This is a genomic window from Proteiniphilum sp. UBA5384, assembly GCF_002410825.1.
GTDB lineage: Bacteria > Bacteroidota > Bacteroidia > Bacteroidales > Dysgonomonadaceae > Proteiniphilum.
The window spans coordinates 251,465-270,433 of the sequence record NZ_DHOS01000010.1; the positions used below are offsets into that span (position 1 = coordinate 251,465).

Here is an 18,969-nt window from a genome sequence, read left to right on the forward strand (position 1 = left end):
AAGAGAGCGTATGTTTATCTCTGATAGTTTATAAAAAAATAAGATGCCAATAAGATAAATAAGATACCAATAAGATGAGTTTTTATAATCGTGTAGTTTATTCCATTATTTTCCTTCTCTTTACTGTAAACCTATCTGCGCAAAGTAGGTGGGAAATGTTGGACAATGGAGGTATTGAGTGGGTGGTTAAAGATGATATTCCTCACTACGATCATATTGAAATGAGCGGGGAACAGGTGTCGTATGTATTGCGTTGGGGGATCGACGAAAATGGTAGTTTATATACGGAGCGTTCTTTGATTTTCCCGATGCTGCGTACCGTCCCCAATAATACTCATGCCAGTCTTATGCACCGGTTTGCTACTGATATTCCATCGTTATTGAGTGTGGACGGGCTTTCTCTTCAAAATGAAGTGGTGGAAAAGGTTGTGATAAATGGAGTAATAGAAGTCATAAGCTCTTTTTTTGTTGGAAGACCAAATATCGGAGCTGCAAGGAATATTTCGCCGCAACAGACCATTGTGATGCGTCGAATTTTTTTTCCATCAACAGATAAACCTCTTGTAGGTGAGAAATATGTATTGAGAAATGTCAGCAATAGGGAAGTTGTAGTGTATATTCCCAAATTTTCACAAACTAAGAAGACACTGCCCGAAAAGGGAACAGATGGAAGTTATATGATTGGATGTGATTTTGATGGTTCCGGAACATTCAAGATGAAACCTCAATCAGAAGTCACATTTTATGTGCGGTTTGAAGCTCATAAAGAGCACGAGAAGCCGGTAAATGTCGATATGGAGAAAGAATTATCCTCCCGGATGAGTTATATTCATAATGATATAGATGGATTGTTGGTTTTAGATACCCCCGACGATGTTATTGATAGAGAATTCCGTTTCGCAAAAATAAGAGGATCAGAGAGTATTTTTCGCACAAAAGGAGGATTAATGCACGGACCGGGTGGAGAGTCGTATTATGCTGCTATATGGGCCAATGATCAGGCTGAATATATCAACCCATTCTTTCCTTTTCTTGGATATGACAAGGGGAATGAATCGGCCTTGAATTCATTCAGGCATTTTGCCCGTTTTATGAATCCTGAGTTTAAACCTATCCCGAGTTCAATAATTGCAGAGGGATCGGATGTTTGGCAGGGTGCCGGTGACCGGGGAGATGCTGCGATGATAGCTTACGGTGCTGCACGTTATGCTTTGGCACGAGGAAATAGGCAAGAAGCAGAATATTTATGGCCTTTAATAGAATGGTGCCTTGAATATTGCAAACGGAAAAGAAACAGTGACGGTGTAGTAACATCTGACTCGGATGAATTAGAAGGCCGTTTCCCTGCCGGAAAAGCAAATCTTACCACTTCCTCTCTCTACTATGATGCGTTGATTTCGGCATCATACTTGGGGAAGGAATTAAAAGTGGGCGGATCCCGGATTCATTCTTATCAAAAAGAAGCCAAGGCTCTCAGGGAGTCTATAGAAAATTATTTTGGGGCGGACGTCGGTGGGTATCAAACATATCAATACTATGAAGGAAATGATTTGTTGCGTTCTTGGATTTGTATTCCATTGACGGTGGGAATAACCGAAAGGGCAAAAGGAACTATTGACGCTTTACTCAGTCCGAAGTTGTGGAGCGAAAACGGTTTGATTACCGAAGAAGGTAGCACCACTTATTGGGACCGGTCTACTTTATATGGTGTAAGAGGTATCTATGAAGCAGGAGAAAGAGATGTGGCGACAAGATTATTGAAACACTATTCAGCACAAAGGTTGCTTGGAGAGCATGTACCATACCCCATTGAAGCATGGCCGGAAGGAAACCAGCGACATCTCTCGGCTGAGAGTGGACTTTATTGTAGGATAATAACAGAAGGATTATTTGGTATTAGACCTGTCGGGTTTAAAAGTTTTTCGCTTACACCTCAAATTCCGTCTGATTGGAATAGAATGGCATTGAGAAAAATACATGCCTTTGATACTTCATTCGATATAGATATTGAGCGAATCGGCGAGAAAAAAATAAAAGTGGTCGTTACAGACAATACTTCATTAAAGAGTAAAAGTTATATTAGTGAATCAGGAAAGAGAATAGAAAAGATCGATCTTGCAAGATTCTAATATACTATAAAACTGTGTTTTTGTGGAAAATTGCGATTAAAGTAGCAGAAAAGAATAGAATTGTATGAAAAAAATCGGTTTATTGATATGTGTGCTTATATCAGTTTCTTCTTGTCAGCAACGTTTTTATAAGACAAATAAGCACAACGACAGTGAAACAATGCAGAAAGCTGCCCAAACGATGGAGCAGTTTAGCAAGACATCGCCATTCTTATTGAACGAGGAGAGGCTGGCTCTGTGGAATAAGATTGAGACATATTCCAATAGCCTGGATAATGCTGTCTTCAAAGAGTATTTGAATAGTCCTGAAGATAAGGCAGTTGTCATGGAAGATACAATACCTATTGTGTCTTTTTACCGTAAGGGTTTTGACAAGGTTCTTCATGAAGTGAAGCATACAAAAGTGAAGCAAGGAAGTACTTTAATTTGGCTGGTTTATAATATGGGTTTTGTGGTGAAGACACCATCGGGTTGTTTTGGAATTGATATTGACCATCGGTTGGCTGAACAGTTGGAACCTTATCTGGATTTTCTCTTTATTTCCCATAATCATAGAGATCATTATGACCCCAAGTTGTTGGAAGCCATGCATAAAAAAGGTAAACCCATATTGTCGAATTTCTACGAGAAGGATCAGAGGTATCTTTCTACCATACCTGCAAATTATAAAATAGGAAACTTCACAATCAGGACAGATTTGTCAGATCATTTGGCGGATCCGAAATTTCCGGACTTTGTTACTACTTTCCGTATAGATTGTGGGGAGGATTCAGGTGATTTTTCCATGCTTCACTGTGGTGATTCAGGTTTTAATCCGTCGCATTTCAAGAATGTGCAGGGGCCGGTAAGTATAGTGGTCCTTAGATGGGGAGCTACAAGAGAAAATAATATATTGGGAACGGGAGAAGGGCAAGTAGAGACTCACTATGCCATACTATCGCATCTCATAGAATTAAGACATAAGCCGTATCCATATGGGCAAGCATCGATAACCAAAACGTTGGAGCATCTACCTACGGTGAAATGTGAGAATACAATTCTTCCATTTTGGGGAGAGAAACTTACATGGAAGAATGGAAAGCTTTATTAAATAGCTAGTTAAAAATAATAAATGTGATAATAATTTACCCCATTGTGTATAAAAGTCTGAATCTTTTTGCTGCTCATCTGTCTTCTCAAGATAGAAGGCCTCGGGAGATCCTAAATGTCTCATATACAAAAATAGGATCCGAGCATTTGCCTATGTTCATGCATCTTGAGGTTAATAATCAGAAATAAAAGGACAACATCCTTGGGTATGCCTTCGAAGGTCCCCATATTTATCAATATAATGGATAATAGTAATCAATAATTATGAACGAAAGAAAAATCAGTTTAGCTGTAGTTTTTCTCTTTCCTCTGCTTATTTCTTCTTTAGCAATGAAAGCGAAAACGGTGAGTAATGAAGATAGAGTGATTAACTTGCAGACCAAAGACTTGTCAATGATCATGACGGTGGGTAAAGATAGTACTCTCTATTTCCATCATTTCGGACGGAAAATAGAGGATGCCACACCTTATCTTGATAAGATAAGCTACCGGCGATTGGACTATGGAACCGATCCACATGCTTACCTCGCGGCGGGGGGGCGTAACTATCGGAATTCGGCACTGCGCGTGACTCATTCTGACGGCGACTTGAATACTGAATTGATCTATGTGCAACATGAGCAGCAGGAACTTTCAGGAGGCAATGTGGTGATGACGACCATTACTATGCAGGACCGGAAGCAGCCTTTGAAAGTGGAGTTGGTAGTGACAGCTTACCGGGAGGAGAATGTATTCACACAGAAAGTAAACATTACTAACCTTCAGAAAAAAGAGGTCGTTCTTCATAACTTCTATTCCTCCTATCTTCCGGTACGAGCAAAGAAATACTATCTGAATTCTTTTTATGGTGCATGGACACAAGAAATGTTCATGGAGGAGTCACTACTAAATCATGGTGTCAAGTCCATCGAAAATCAAATGGGCGTGCGTACGACCCATACCGAAAATCCCTCTTTCGTATTGTCGCTTGATATGCCTTTGAATGAGCATGCCGGTGATGTAATCGGGGGGGCTTTGGCATGGTCGGGCAACTATAAAATCAATTTCCAAGTGGATGACTTTGATATATTGAATATTACGGCAGGAATGAATCCTTATGCTTCGGAATATTTTCTTGACTCAGGGGAGACATTTCACACTCCCGAGATGATATATACATACAGTCTGAATGGAGCGGGAGGTGTGAGCCGTAATTTGCATGACTGGGCACGCCGTTATCAGGTATATGATGCTGATGCCACTCGACCTACACTATTGAACAGTTGGGAAGGTGCCTATTTCCGGTTTGACGAAAAGACGATCACAGATATGATTGATGATGCAGCGGATATAGGACTTGAAATGTTTGTACTGGATGATGGTTGGTTTGGTAGTAAATATCCTCGAAACAATGATAAGCAGGGTTTGGGGGATTGGCAAGTGATTAAAGATAAACTGCCTCGTGGTATTGATTATCTGGCAAATTATGCAGAGGAAAAGGGACTGCAATTTGGTATCTGGATAGAACCGGAAATGGTGAATCCTAAAAGTGAACTGGCGGAAAATCATCCTGACTGGGTTGTCAAGACGGAAGGACGTCCTATCCCGACTATTCGTGACCAGTGGTTGCTGGATTTAACGAACCCTGAGGTGCAGGATTTTGTATTTGGTGTGTTTGATGATGTAATGAAACAATCAGACAAGATCTCCTATATTAAATGGGACGCGAATCGACATGTTGAATCTGTAGGATCGGCGTTTCTCCCTGCTGATAGACAATCACATTTCTGGATTAAATATACGCAAGGCCTCTACAATGTATATGAAAGAATTAGGATGAAATATCCGGACGTGCTGATACAGGCTTGTTCGTCGGGCGGTGGACGGGTGGAATATGGTATATTGAAATACCATCAGGAGGTATGGACGAGTGATAATACCGATGCTCGGAGCAGAATCTTTATTCAATATGGAACAAATATGATCTATCCGGCACTTGTTATAGGTTCTCATGTGTCAGTAGTGCCTAATCATCAGTCAAAAAATATTACTCCTCTAAAGTTTCGATTTGATATGGCGATGAGTGGCCGTTTCGGGATGGAATTGCAACCTAAGAATTTGTCGGAGGAAGAAAAATTATTTGCGAAGTCTGCGATTGAAAATTATAAGAGAATCCGGGATATCGTCATGCAGGGAGACTTGTACAGGATCATCTCGCCGTATGAAGGTAAAGGGTTGTATGCATTGATGTATGTCAGCAAGGACAAAAAACGTGCGGTGGTATTCGATTACTGTTTCGAGTATCAGGGGCGTACGCATAATTCTCAATCAGTTAAACTGTTTGGCCTTGATCCTGCAAAAGAATATAAAGTGACAGAGCTGAACGTGGATAAATCCAATTATTGGGGGAATAACAAAGTCGTTAGCGGAGAGTATCTGATTAACGAAGGGCTCAACCCCAAGCTGGAAAAAATGTATGAAAGTGCTCTCTTTCTTTTAGAGGAAGCCAACTGATTTGCTTTTTTTAATTTTCAGAAAAATATTTTTTATTCTTATAAATGTTGTTATTTGTTTTATTATAAGTTTTTTATATTGTAGTTTCCACTGCGTAAAAACCTTTCTCAGACAGTGTTTCAGTGTTAATACCGGTTAAAGTTTGTATAATGGTGCAGCGTTTTGTCTTTTTGCACGTCTATCTTAATGTGTAAACGAGATCTCAAACACAAATTACACTGTTTTTTTAACTAAAAAAAAGAAAGGTTATTATGAAAAGAATTTCTGTTTATTTATTGGGTTTGATAATGTCAGGTGTGTTATTCGTCGCATGTGATGATGACGATGATGATAAACTGACATTCGACAAGACTAGTGTCGAAGTAATTATTGGTGAAGAAGCCGTTGCGAAAGTAAGCGGCGGGGTAGCTCCCTTTAAAGCGGATGCGGCTGATAAAGCGGTGGTTGAAACAACTGTGGACGGGAGAGATATAACTCTCAAGGCCCTGAAAGTAGGGAATACTACCGTGAAAGTTACCGATAAGGATGGTCTGGAAGCTTCCATCGCTGTTACGGTAAAGGAAGATCCTTATGCGGAAGATAAAGCGGATGCCACTGTACGTATCAAATGGGGTGAAAATAAGAAAGTATCGGGCACCGATGCTGGAACTTATACTCTCATTAAGTCTACAGAAAAAGATGTCATTTTTTCATGGATAAACGAAGAGGAAGATGAATCGTGGGTTTTGACATTGGAAGATCCCCAAGATAAGATCGGCGGCGTGAAATCCACAGGCCCGGCCACTCCCGTAGGAAAATTGACCGTAACGGAAAAAGGAAAAGATCCCGTTGATTATGATGTCGCTGCATGGAGCCTTCTGCAAGCCCAACCGGCTGATGAAGAGGAAGGAACGCCGGACACTTACTGGATTTCCTTTAATGCGAATACCAAAGAAGGACTTGTTGTAGCTCCCTTGAAGGTGGAAACCGAGTAAAAATAAGAAGTAGATTTTATTTTCACTTTACCGGTATCTTATTTCAATGCGTGTATTGAAAGAAGATACCGGTTTTTTGCCTTTCTACGCAATATCTTTTTTACCGAATATTTTCAAAGAAATTCTGTAGGGAATAACTATCCAGGCAATTAAAAAAATAAATGACAGGATTGTGCTGAAAGTACTCCCGAGGAAATGGGTAAATACAGCTCCCGAATAACCCAGCATGGCGGATACATCCAATTGCATCATGATTTGAAGACGTGCCAGATCCACCGGATTGAGCATCAGTAACAATACGGTCAATATGTCGATGGGATAATCGCTGAATTGAAACAGGAGAAACATCATGATGGCGTCATACAGCAATGTGAAGAACAGCCAACAGAGGATGGAGAGACCTATCCCCACCGATTTATCGTCGGTCATTACCGCTATCAAAAAGGCAATGGAGGCGGATATAAGCGTGATGCCCACTCCCATGGCAATGATCAGGAAGCCGGTGCCATTAAAGGAGTAGATGAGGATTGGAATGCCGGCACCTAACAGAAATGCCATGCAGAGACTGGTGGAAACTCCTGCATAGAGGCTGCTCCATAACTTTCCCCTTTTGATGGGCTGACTGAGCAAAAGGGTGATAAATTCCTTACTGTTATAGATGTATATGGTGGAGTATAGCAACGCCATAAGGGGTACACTGAAGAGGACAATATAGGTCACGGTCAGCAATCCCTTGGAAAGGCTCTCTTCGAGCAGAAAAGATATCCACGAAACCAAGGCAAGGACTATGAAATAGACAAATGTTATTTTGCTTTTCAGGATATCGAAAAATATGATGCGGGCAATATTATTCATACTCCGTTTGTGTGAGAATTTTCATAATGGCGCCGGTAATCGTATGTTCACCAGTATCTTCCAGTAGTAAACCGACCGACTTATAAAACAGAATCCGGCCTTCTTCCATAAATATGACATGTGAAGCGAGGTGGTCCAATTCACTGATCACGTGTGAAGTGATCAGGATGAGTTTGCCTTTTTCCTTCTCTTTCAGGATTTTTTCCTTCAGTATCCCCGATGCCAGGGGATCGAGGCCGGCAAAAGGCTCGTCGAGGATAACTATTTGCGGGTGAAACATGAACGCAAGTGCGGCGCTCACCTTCTGTACGGTTCCCCCGGAGAGCGTTCCCATTGTTTTGGTAGATATCCGATCGAGGTGGAACGAGTGGTATAATTCGTCGTCCGTATCGTTGATCTCCGGTCTTACGGAGCGTATCAATCGGAAAGTATTCTCCACCGATAAATTTTTTGGGAAGTTGGCCGACTGCGGCATGAATCCGATCAATTCCCGAGTGCGGGGATCGTGATTTGCATTGCGTCCGGAGATCATCACTTCACCTTTCGTAGGTGTGACCAGATTGAGTATACACTTGATAAGGGTGGTTTTTCCACATGCATTGGGACCTATTAACGCGATGCATCTATCTCCGGCTTCAAATGTCAGATCGATACCTTTCAGCGCATGCAGCTTGCGGTAATATTTATGTATGTTCTTAATCGTAATCATAGAGTATATGGCTTCATTGAGGGCTTGTCGTCCACGAAATTCCGGGGTGTGACTGTGGGGATGATCCTTTCGGCTTGTTCCAACAGGTCGACCAGGAAGCTGCGAAAGAACAGCATTGCCGCGGGAGTATATTCCGAAATAACGGCAAACAGGCTCAGTGGATGGTAGGGGACGTCCCCAATGCCGTCCCGGTCGAGATCATATCCCCTGTATTTATCCCAGTAGTTCTCACTGAAAAAATTTTTTTCGGAAGTGCCGTTGGTAGTAATATCGAAGGTGTTCCCCAAAAAATTATTCATGGTGAATGTATTCTCTGTACTGCTTGACATCAGGCGTATAGCCCATCCATTCCCGCTGAAAATATTCTCTTGCAGCGAAAGCGACAGCCCTCCATCCATCAGTATGCCCACCGTATTGCCGGTGAATTGATTACTTGCAATATTTCCGTGTGATATATCCTTGAGAAGGAGCCCGTAAGAAGCGCCTCCCTTATTATTGTCGAAGGTATTGTGCAGCATATTGATCCGGGAAGAAAACATCACTGCCACCCCGGCCCCGTTTTCACTGAAGCGGTTATATAAATATTCGTCTTCATTAGAGAACATGAAGTGCAGGCCATATCGTAGGCATTTAGCCACATCATTGTCCCGGACAAGGGAATTGGAGACAAATTCGAGGTAGATACCATCCCTGTGGCTACGGATATGATTTTTTCCTATCTCCAAATTTTTGCACTTCCAGCAATGGATGGCATTTCCCATCAATGAGCTTTCACCGATGGATGTTTTTATCCGGTTGTTGGTTATCCGGCAATCCTCCGCGTCTTGGACGAATATCCCGATGGAGTTGTCCGTGAATTGATTGTTATTGACAACGATACCCCTGTATCCTTTGTTTATTTTCAATCCGGCATAGTCGGTCAGCGACGATCTCCCCGAATTGACGATGACGAATCCTTCCATAAACACACTGTCCGCAAAGACAGAGACCACATCGCCTTGCTGATTGCCGTCGATCACGGGGTCGCCGATTCCCATTAAAACGACAGGGAGGGAAATTACGACCACTTCCCGGTATGTTCCCGGATGGACGATGATACTGTCACCCGCCCCGGCTGTTTGCAAAGCATCCGTAATGGTATTGATGGAGAGTCCTTTCCCCACATGGATGTTGCCGGCAGTGAGCGGGAAAATCAGGCTGCAGGCGATAAGAGAAAGGAGTCGCTTTGCGTTTAAAAATTGATCTCTTCCCATGAAACGACCTCCGCAGTGAGTTGTTTTGCTGCCGCTTCGGCTTCCCGGCGGGTTTCGAATGCGGCTATGTTGGCGCCCATTGGACTTTTGATCTCACCCCCTCTGATGTAAAATGCGTTTTTAGCCTCAATGAATTGATCTTCATTCAAATAATCGGATACATAAATCTTTCTTATTTTTAGATCTTTATTTTCTTTTGTGTAACGGATAAGACAGGAGAGATCGTCGAATTTAAGACAGCGTCCCTGGCCGGTGATGATCTGTGTGTCGAATTTAGAGTCTACAATGGTCATCCTGCATGCTTCACACTGGTCCTGATTCATCCGGACGGGCTGTGCATTGTCACTTACGCAAGAGAAGAAGGATAGGAGAGGGAACAAGAGGAGCATGGGCGCGGCATGTTTCTTTCTGAAAATCTTATCAATCCGATATTCCTTGATAATGATAAATATCAGTAGTAAAGCTACCACGAGGATCAAAATACCACCTATGTCGGGTATGGAATAGGCTCCGAAATTGAGGAGTTGTTTGTATCCCAAAACCGGTGGTGAATAAGACATGCCCGGCACTTTTATAGCTGCCGACGGATCGAGGTTATGACCGTAATTGTAATTCCATCGGTAGAAATCAATCAGTGAAATGATGCCGAAAATAATAAATGAAATGAAACTTATCAGCGACATTTTCCTGCTTCTCATAATGGCAGTGACCAGGAACAATAGGGCGAAGGCCGCTAAAATATAAGGTAAAACGGTAAATTCGATAAAATTCTCTGTATGTAATGTCTGCATGCCTATGTAGTGGTTAAGGCCGTTAATGGCTTCCACATCTCCTCCTATTTTATTGGGATAGAGCTGTAATAATAATCCCTCAGGATATTGGGGGGCGGTTAATTCGATTCTCCATAAAGGAACGAAAATGGATGTGACGAGTATAATCGCGCATAGAATGAATAAAACTCTCGATAGGGTGGATATTTTATTTTTACTCATAATCAGTTGTGTTTATTGAAGAGGAGAGAAAGGGTTTCCTTCCCCTCCTCCTCCGGGATTTTATTTGTCTGTAGGTTTATTTGCCTGTGGTCTTATCGTCTAATGTGTAAGATAGAGGAACGTTGCTTCCCCGGGCTGAAACACGTGCATAACCTTGCATTTCCTGATGGAGCGCGCTGCAGAAATCGGTACAGTAGAAGGGGTAGATGCCTGTCCTGCCCGGTACCCATTTTAAAGTTTGGGTCTCACCCGGCATTACCAGTAGTTCGGCGTTTGTATTCCCTTTTATGGCAAAGCCATGAGGAATATCCCACTCCTGTTCGATATTGGTCAAGTGGAAGTAGACGGTATCTCCCACCATTATCCCTTCGATGTTGTCGGGTGCCATATGGGAACGGATGGCAGTCATATATACATGCACTACATTTCCTTCCCTGACTACTCTTGCCTCTTTTTCGGTCTTGGCCACGTAGGGATGGTTGTTTTCATCGAGTGGATAGTATTGTTTTTGGTTGTCTTTGATCATCGCGGCCGGAATTGCCACGGCATAATGCGGTTCACCGATGGTGGGAAAATCAAGGAGGAGTTTCATCTTATCCCCACTGATGTCGATCAGCTGCGCACATTGTGCAAGCTCCGGACCGGTGGGCAGGAAGCGGTCCTTGGTGATTTTGTTATAGGCAACCAGGTATTTCCCGTAAGGTTTTCTGGTGTCTCCGCCCATTACCGAGAGATGCCCCACTGAGTATGTGGCCGGTATCCTGTCCAATACCTGTAAATCCTTGACGTTCCACTTCACTATCTCGGATGAGACGAAGAAGCTGCTGTAGGCATTTCCCTTGTCGTCGAACTCGGTATGCAAGGTTCCCAGTCCCGGATTTTGTACTTCTCCGTACAGGGCGGCTTCATAGTTGATGACATTGATTCCTTCTACTTCACCCTCAAATGCTTTCTCTTCGATGGCCTTTTGGATTTTGTCGAAACTGAAGACCGGAATGGTTGTGGCCAGTTTCCCGCTGGCTATGATGTACTCTCCCGTAGGATCTACATCTATTCCGTGTGGTGATTTCGGGCACGGGATGTAGTAAATACAGCCGGTCAGGTCTTCGGCTTTCAACACAACGGCTTCCTCTATGATCTTAGAAGAGGTCATATGTTTTTTTTCATCGTATATGTTATGTGCGTATGGGCTTTTGACGGTCTCCCCTTTGCCTGCTTTCAGCAGTTCTTCCACTTTTTTCCAGTTGACTGCGAGCACGAAATCCTTGTCGTTTTGTGAGGCATTAACTTCAAGGTGGGTATGTGATTGTTCCGAGTTATAGCAGGTGAAGAAAAACCATCCGTGTGATTTGCCTTTCCCCGGGTGTGCAAGATCGTAATTAAAGCCGGGTAATGCCAATTGAAAAGATAGCTTCATCTCTCCGCTCACCGGATCGATACTGACAAAGCTGATATGTCCCTTGAAATTCTCCTTGTAACTGTTGATGGGAACATCGCCGTCAACGTAATCGGGTGGAACGCTGAACCGTGTCCCTGCCACGATATACTCGGTATTCTCAGTTACAAATGCCGAAGAATGGTTCCCGGCGCTGTTGGGTAATTCCAGCATTTCCATCGTTTTAAAGGTCTTCAGGTCGATCCTTGCTATACGGGGAGTGTTATTGGCATTGAGGAATACCCATCGACCGTCGTATTCACCATTGGTCATCGAGAGGTTGGGGTGATGTGAATCGTCCCAGGGTACTTCACCAAAGGAAGTGTTCAGCATAGGTTTTGTTTCTTCACTGAATCCCCATCCGTTTTCGGCGTTCACTGAAAATACGGGGAGAACCTTGAGCAGCCTGCCTGAAGGAATACCATATACGGCTAATTGGCCGCTGAAACCTCCTGACACAAAATTATAAAATTCGTCATAATTTCCCGGTGCGACATACGTTTTCACCGCCGCATCTTCACTAAAAGCACTTGTCGCAGTTTTTGGCCTGCATGAGGACAGACAGACAACGGCCATGAGCATCGTCAATGCCATTAGTAACAATTTTTCTTTTTTTTGAGTTTTCATTTGAGTAGAGTTTTAGTAAAATATGATATTTTCGCATTAGTAGCCTTTCTTTTGCAGGTTATGGTTCTTATATGAAGGTGAGGAGTAAATCCCCACGGGTGCCTTGTTGTGGCGTAACGCCAGGCATGATAGTATGAGAACTGATAATTTCAGCGATAAAGGTAAAATTTTCATAGCTAAATAGTATTTTTGTTAACTTAATTAAATGTAAATGTATTTAATTAAGTGGAATGGGTTTTTGGAATTGAGGAAATATACAGGTTCCTGCTTTTGTTTAAGCCTTTTGTTCCTTCAAAACAAAAAGTATCTGAAGTTGTTAAAAGGATTGATCTGGTTATATTAAACTAATTCGATTTTCACGCATCAAAATGGTTTACTTATTGCAAACAACACCACTATGAATAAAATTTCATTTATGCTCCTCCTTCTGATCATTGCATCAGGAGTGTTTTCCCAGAATAACAGACAAATGAACAGAACCCAATATGCCAATGAGTGGGCCAAAGTGGCTGAATTTGAGAAAGAATCACTGCCACAATCGGCTTCAAATGCCGTAAACGCCATTCTACAACAAGCCGTAAAAGATAAAAACAGTCCACAAGTCATTAAGGCGTTGATCCATCAGGGGAAATATGACCTGACGATGGACGCGCAAAACGATACGCTTATCTTTCACAATCTGAGTGAGATGCTGCAGAAGAGTAATCATCCGGTGGAGCAGTCGGTATTGCATTCCATGTTGGGGGAGTTATACCTGCAATATTACCGAAAAGACCGGTGGAATATCGATCAACGTACAGATTTGGGAGATTTTGTGCCGACGGACATGAAAGAATGGACGTCTAACATTTTTTACGGCAAAGCCGTGGAGCATCTGAATGCCTCGATAGCACGGGAGAAGGATTTGTTGAAAGTAGAAGTGGCTGCATATACCGACGTGGTGGAGTTGGGTAAGGATTCGAGGCGGTTTTATCCCACCATGTATGATTTTTTGATGCGCCGTGCCATAGAATTGTCCGGCGAAATAGAAGGGGGAGAGGACTTGAGCCGCATGCTGGCAAGGAAAAATATTTCTCAACAATCGTTGTTTGCCTCGGCAGAGGAGTTTGTCGGGCTTTCGATTGATCCCCAATCGGAGGAAAAGGAATTGTGGGTGCTTGAATACTATCGGCTGCATTTGACTTCATTGCTCGGTAGGGGGTTGCGACAATCTGTACTACTGACAGAACTTGAAAAACTGGATTATTTATCACGGTTGTATAATGCTTACCAGGCATATGCTCTATCCTCTCTGGAGACATTGCTGACGAAATGGGAGGGCGACCCGTTTAGCGTGGAGGTCATCGACAAACTGTGTAATTTTTATCTTCAGAAGATCAATTTAGTCAATCCGGAAGATACAATAGTGCGAAAAGAGAAGACCGCCGAGGTGTATGAATTATTACGGAAAACCATTGATGATTTCCCGAAATATGAGCGTATTTCCATCCTCCGGAATAGATTGTCACAACTTACCGAACCGAATTTTACCGTTACGGGGGCAAGTACATTCCCTAAAGAGGGCAGGAAAGAGTTGAAAGTGAATTTTAGGAATATCCGGTCACTTACCGCCAAACTTTATCGCCTCAACTCACCCGTAGAGGGATTGGAAGAGCGGTCGAAAGTCAAAAGTCAGATAGCGGGCAAACGGATGCTTGTGAAAGAAATAGCCATACCGTTGCCCGATATGCCCGAATATTGGCAGGGGAATACGTTGTTTACTGTGGATGTAACTGATTATGGCGCTTATTTGCTCACCTTCGTCTCTTCGCCTGAATCGGACAATACCATACACCCGGAGTATTATTTCTCGGTTTCCGATTTTGCTGTTTTTACACGGGGCTCGTCCGAGAAGAAGTATGACTTTTTCGCTGTGGACAGAACGACCGGAGTACCGGTTCCCAACGCCCAAATCGATATCTATAAGCTGCCGGGTAACTGGAACAATTCACGACTTGCCCTGGTACAGTCGATTATCACCAATGAGTCGGGATTGGCCGTATATGAAAAGAAAATCCCGAACAATGATGTTTTTTATCACGCTGTTTCAGGAGAGGACAGGGGTTCTGTGCTGAACAGGTTGCCATCGACTTTTTATGCATATTCAACCGAAAATGATGCGGTGCGGGAAGAAGTAACTCTTTTCACCGACCGGAGTATTTACCGGCCGGGGCAGACGGTCTACTTCAAAGCGATTTACTACCGTAGCAGTGCGATGGAGCAATCTGTTATCCCGGGTAAGGCCATTGAGTTGGTATTGCGGGATGCCAATCGCCGGGAGATCTCAAAACAAACCATCACCACCAACGAATTTGGTTCTGTTGCCGGTGAATTTGTAGTGCCCCAGGGTGTATTGCCGGGTTCATTTATGATTGAGACCGGAAAGGGAGGGGCGAGTTTCCGGGTGGAAGAATACAAACGTCCTACCTTTGAAGTGACTTTCGACAAGATAGAAAAAACCTATCAATTTGGAGAAGAAATCAGTCTGAAAGGTAGAGCGGAGAGTTTCTCAGGTATAAAGTTGCAAGAGGCAAATGTGGAATATTCGATTACACGCCGGCAGATGTGGTGGCGCGTTTGGGGCGGAAACAGTACCGATCATTATGCGGCGGGCAGTGTCGCTACCGATAAGGAGGGTCGTTTTGAGATCTTGTTTACCCCGGAGAAGCCGGATGAACTGCGCTCTTCCAAAGAAATATACACCTTTGTGGTGGAAGCGACTGTGACCGATATTAACGGAGAGACACAATCGGGCACTTATACCGTCACGGTGGGGGATGTTTCCATGATTTTGTCTTTGGAGATGGTCGACCGGTGGGTAAAGGAGAAAGACGAAAAAATCGTGATCACTGCCAAAAATCTGGATGGTAATGATGTGAATGCTGAAGGAACTTATCAGGTATTCTCATTACAGGAAAATGATTCTATACGTCAACGGGTGGTGGAGGGCATGTTTAAGACGGGGGCGCAACCGGCATTGAAAAAACAACTGGTTGGTTTAGAGTCAGGAAAATATAGGATCAAGTTGGAATCGAAAGACGACCGGGGAAATCCTATCGGGACGGAGAAAGATATCATTCTCTTTTCTTATGCGGATAAACGTCCTCCAATAAAAACCAATGATTGGTTTATCGAAAAAAACAAAAATTTCTCACCGGACAAAAATGGAGAAGTGATTCTGGGTGTCTCGGAGAAAGTACATGTTTTGTATGAGTTATGGCAGGAAAATACCTTGGTGGAACGGAAATGGATTGGGTTGGACAATGAAAACCGGCTCTTCTCAATTCCCTACAAGGAACAATATAAGGAAGGTGCCACTCTCATGCTTACTTATGCGAAGAGTGAGAAATTTTATAGTCGCAGGGTGGATTTCCTCCCGGAACGAGATCAAAAAGAGCTGAATGTGAAATTGGATGTGTTCCGTGACAAGATTCGTCCCGGAGCGGCAGAGGAATGGCGGATCACCGTGGCCGGTCCGGATAGTATACCTGTGGTGGGGGAGGTAGAGGTGCTGGCGTCGATGTATGACTTTTCACTCGACAATATCTACCCGTCCGGCAATTGGACCCTTTCTCCTTCGCATTTTGTCCGGTATAGGCCGGCAATGAGATTGGAGAACGACCGGTCATTCCTCAATGAATCGGCATATGGCTATATGTCGCCGCAATGGGAGCAGGTTTCTTCGTTTGAGTTCGACCGGTTTAACTGGTTCGGCTATTCCATGTTTTACGCCGGCAGGATGATGCTAAGGGGTATGGGAGCAGGCGGAGTACAGTTACAGAAGTACAAGTATGGCAGTTCACAACAGTTCGTGCAGGAGTCGCAAGCTATAGATATCGAGGAACTTAGCGAGAATAAGGTGTTCTCTGTTACAGATGTGGCAGCGGCACCTATGATGACGCAGGGTAAGGGGGTAAGGGAAGGTAATGAAGAGTCCTCCCCGGCATTCATGGCGGATGGAGATGAAAACGGGGGGCTCCAAATACGACGGAATTTCAATGAGACCGCTTTCTTCTTTCCGCAGCTAAGAACCAATGATAAAGGCGAGACTCAAATAGCCTTTACTGTGCCTGAAAGCAATACGCGATGGCGTTTCCGTGTGCTGGCACATGATAAGCAGTTGAATACCGGAGCGGCGGAAGCGTTTACCGTGTCGCAGAAAGAGTTGATGGTGACGCCCAATATGCCACGGTTCCTCCGTCATGGTGATCGCACGGCGATATCTACCAAAATATCGAATCTCTCGGAGGAGGCGGTCAATGGCAGCGTGAAGCTGGAATTTTTTAATCCTGTTACGGAAGAAGCTATCGATAATATAACGGTTAATAACCGGGATCAGTTGTTTTCTTTGGCACAAGGCACCTCTTCGGAAGCATCATGGACATTTGACGTGCCGGTCAATATCGATATACTTGGAGTGCGGATTGTAGCGCAGAGCGAGCAATTCAGCGATGGTGAGCAGCATGCGTTGGCGGTGCTCCCCAATCGGATGATGGTGACCGAAAGCATGCGGATGGATTTGAATGCCAATCAGACGAAAGGGTTTACCATGAATGGGCTGATTGACCGGTCGTCCAACACTATTCAGGATTATCGGCTGACGCTTGAATTCACTACCAATCCTGCATGGTATGCGGTACAGGCACTGCCGGTGCTGGGTGAACCGGATAGCGACAATGCAGTATCATGGTTTGCCTCCTATTATGCCAATTCGTTGGGAGCACACATTGGAAAATCTTTTCCCAAAGTGAAGGCGATGATAGAAGCATGGAAAAAACAGGGAGGAAGTAAGGAGACTTTCCTCTCTAACCTGGAGAAGAACCAGGAATTGAAAAACGTGTTGCTGGAAGAGACGCCATGGGTAATGGAAGCCCAAAATGAGTCGGAACAGAAAAGGCAACTGGCATTGCTGTTTGATCTGAACCGGAGCCGTAACCTTACCTCTTCGGCAGTTGGCAAATTGCAGGACTTGCAAACCAATCAGGGGGGCTGGAGCTGGTTCAAGGGCTTTAATCCGAGTATAAGTATCACCCAATATATCCTTTATGGTTTTCACCGCTTGAAGGAGTTGGATGTTATAGAGTTTTCTGGCGATATTCTTTCGATGCAGGGAAATGCAATTTCCTATATCGATGTAGAGGCCCAGCGCCGTTTTGAATCGCTCAAAAAATATAATAAGGAGTGGAAAAAGACCAAGACCATTTCCATTACCGATCTTGAGTATCTCTATGTCCGTTCCGGTTATACCGGGTATAAGTTGGACAAAGAGACGAAAGAGATGACCGATTTTTACCTTTCCGTGGTGGAAAAGAACTGGACGCAGTATGGATTATATGAACGCTCGCTGATTGCCATCCTGATGAGCCGACAAGGGAAAACAACTGTGATGGATGATATATTGAAATCATTCCGAGAACATGCCACCCGTTCGGAAGAGCAGGGTATGTATTGGGCGAATAACCGCGCACACGTTTTTATGTCGCAATCGGCCGTATCGGTGCATACTTTTATCATGGATGCTTTCCGTGCGGGGGGGGCCAAGGTGGAGGAGATGGATGAGATGAAGCGGTGGCTCCTGAAGCAAAAGCAGACACAGTTATGGGAAACCACCCATGCCACGGCTGATGCTGTATATGCGTTGCTGAGCAGTGGCAGTGACTGGTTTGCCGTAGAGGGGGAAACTACTATCTCACTGGGTAAATTGCGGGTAGAACCGGAGAATAAGGAGTTGGGCAGCGGTTATTTTAAGGAATCATGGAGCCGGACGGAGATAACGCCCGAAATGGGTAAAGTAACGGTGGAACACCGGGGAGGCGGTCCCGCCTGGGGCGCACTTTACCGGCAGTATTTCGAGGATATGGACAAGATTGAAAAAACCGACGCATCGCTCGATATCGGGAAACAACTCTTTGTGGAGAAGACCACTGCATCGGAAACGCAATTGGTACGCATTACCGAGGATAGTCCGCTGGAAGTGGGAGACAAAGTAGTGGTGCGGCTGACCGTGAGGAGCGATCGTGATATGGAGTTTGTCCATCTGAAGGATATGCGTGCTGCCGCATTCGAGCCGGTCAATCAGATTTCTGCCATGGGGTGGCAGAACGGAATCCCTTATTATCAAACGTCGAAAGATGCCTCTACCGGATTCTATTTCGATAATTTGCCGCGGGGTACCTACCTGTTCGAGTATGCGGTATATGTGAATCGGCCGGGCATCTATTCCAACGGGATTACCACCATCCAAAGTATGTATGCTCCTGAGTTTACATCACATACCGCCGGAATGAGAATTATTGTTAAAGAATAAACAAGCTTTAAACGAATTTGTTACTTTTGTATCTGTATAAACAAAGAGATGTTACCAATGCATGAGA

Annotated in this window: 10 protein-coding genes; 5 read left to right on the forward strand and 5 right to left on the reverse strand. The window is 44.0% G+C overall.

Annotated features, from left to right (window positions below; all coding sequences use genetic code 11):
- Positions 1–74: 74 nt before the first annotated feature.
- The 4 genes from B4G81_RS03910 to B4G81_RS03925 all read left to right on the forward strand — a co-directional run bounded on the left by B4G81_RS03910 (position 75) and on the right by B4G81_RS03925 (position 6,685).
- Positions 75–2,129, forward strand: a complete 2,055-nt coding sequence (locus B4G81_RS03910; protein ID WP_294080303.1) for a hypothetical protein — start codon at positions 75–77, stop codon at positions 2,127–2,129.
- Positions 2,130–2,193: 64 nt separating this feature from the next.
- Positions 2,194–3,219, forward strand: coding sequence for an MBL fold metallo-hydrolase (locus B4G81_RS03915; RefSeq protein ID WP_294080306.1), 1,026 nt, complete (start codon positions 2,194–2,196; stop codon positions 3,217–3,219).
- Positions 3,220–3,482: 263 nt separating this feature from the next.
- Entirely contained in the window at positions 3,483–5,711 is a 2,229-nt protein-coding gene (locus B4G81_RS03920; RefSeq protein ID WP_349678729.1) for an alpha-galactosidase, read from the forward strand.
- A 251-nt stretch (positions 5,712–5,962) separates the two neighbouring features.
- Positions 5,963–6,685 carry a hypothetical protein gene (locus B4G81_RS03925; RefSeq protein WP_294080308.1) on the forward strand — a complete coding sequence of 241 codons (723 nt, stop codon included), beginning with the start codon at positions 5,963–5,965 and terminating at the stop codon, positions 6,683–6,685.
- Between the two features lie 84 nt (positions 6,686–6,769).
- Here B4G81_RS03925 and B4G81_RS03930 read toward each other — a convergent pair whose 3' ends face one another.
- The 5 genes from B4G81_RS03930 to nosZ form a co-directional block, all read right to left on the reverse strand.
- The gene (locus B4G81_RS03930) at positions 6,770–7,540 is read right to left on the reverse strand and encodes an ABC transporter permease subunit (protein WP_294080310.1); all 771 of its coding nucleotides are present in this window, start codon (positions 7,538–7,540) and stop codon (positions 6,770–6,772) included.
- Positions 7,533–8,249, reverse strand: coding sequence for an ABC transporter ATP-binding protein (locus B4G81_RS03935; RefSeq protein WP_294080312.1), 717 nt, complete (start codon positions 8,247–8,249; stop codon positions 7,533–7,535). Before B4G81_RS03935 ends, B4G81_RS03930 begins: the two co-directional genes overlap by 8 nt.
- Positions 8,246–9,502: a nitrous oxide reductase family maturation protein NosD gene (gene nosD / locus B4G81_RS03940; RefSeq protein WP_294080314.1), complete on the reverse strand. Its 1,257-nt coding sequence runs from the start codon at positions 9,500–9,502 to the stop codon at positions 8,246–8,248. Before nosD ends, B4G81_RS03935 begins: the two co-directional genes overlap by 4 nt.
- Positions 9,481–10,494 (reverse strand): nitrous oxide reductase accessory protein NosL, encoded by a 1,014-nt coding sequence (locus tag B4G81_RS03945; RefSeq protein WP_294080316.1) that lies wholly within the window; start codon positions 10,492–10,494, stop codon positions 9,481–9,483. The genes nosD and B4G81_RS03945 overlap by 22 nt, the downstream gene beginning before the upstream one ends.
- A gap of 76 nt (positions 10,495–10,570) precedes the next feature.
- A complete protein-coding gene (gene nosZ / locus B4G81_RS03950; protein WP_294080318.1) occupies positions 10,571–12,556 on the reverse strand; it encodes a Sec-dependent nitrous-oxide reductase in 1,986 nt (661 codons plus the stop codon).
- 397 nt (positions 12,557–12,953) lie between these two features.
- Between nosZ and B4G81_RS03955 the strand changes: the two genes are divergently transcribed.
- Positions 12,954–18,902, forward strand: coding sequence for an alpha-2-macroglobulin family protein (locus B4G81_RS03955; protein ID WP_294080320.1), 5,949 nt, complete (start codon positions 12,954–12,956; stop codon positions 18,900–18,902).
- Positions 18,903–18,969 lie beyond the last annotated feature (67 nt).

Coding starts and splice junctions, on each gene's coding strand:
- B4G81_RS03925 (WP_294080308.1), top strand. CDS start 5,963: ATGAAAAGAATTTCTGTTTATTTATTGGGTTTGATAATGTCAGGTGTG.
- B4G81_RS03920 (WP_349678729.1), top strand. CDS start 3,483: ATGAACGAAAGAAAAATCAGTTTAGCTGTAGTTTTTCTCTTTCCTCTG.
- B4G81_RS03945 (WP_294080316.1), bottom strand. CDS start 10,494: ATGAGTAAAAATAAAATATCCACCCTATCGAGAGTTTTATTCATTCTA.
- nosZ (WP_294080318.1), bottom strand. CDS start 12,556: ATGAAAACTCAAAAAAAAGAAAAATTGTTACTAATGGCATTGACGATG.
- B4G81_RS03915 (WP_294080306.1), top strand. CDS start 2,194: ATGAAAAAAATCGGTTTATTGATATGTGTGCTTATATCAGTTTCTTCT.
- B4G81_RS03935 (WP_294080312.1), bottom strand. CDS start 8,249: ATGATTACGATTAAGAACATACATAAATATTACCGCAAGCTGCATGCG.
- B4G81_RS03955 (WP_294080320.1), top strand. CDS start 12,954: ATGAATAAAATTTCATTTATGCTCCTCCTTCTGATCATTGCATCAGGA.
- B4G81_RS03930 (WP_294080310.1), bottom strand. CDS start 7,540: ATGAATAATATTGCCCGCATCATATTTTTCGATATCCTGAAAAGCAAA.
- B4G81_RS03910 (WP_294080303.1), top strand. CDS start 75: ATGAGTTTTTATAATCGTGTAGTTTATTCCATTATTTTCCTTCTCTTT.
- nosD (WP_294080314.1), bottom strand. CDS start 9,502: ATGGGAAGAGATCAATTTTTAAACGCAAAGCGACTCCTTTCTCTTATC.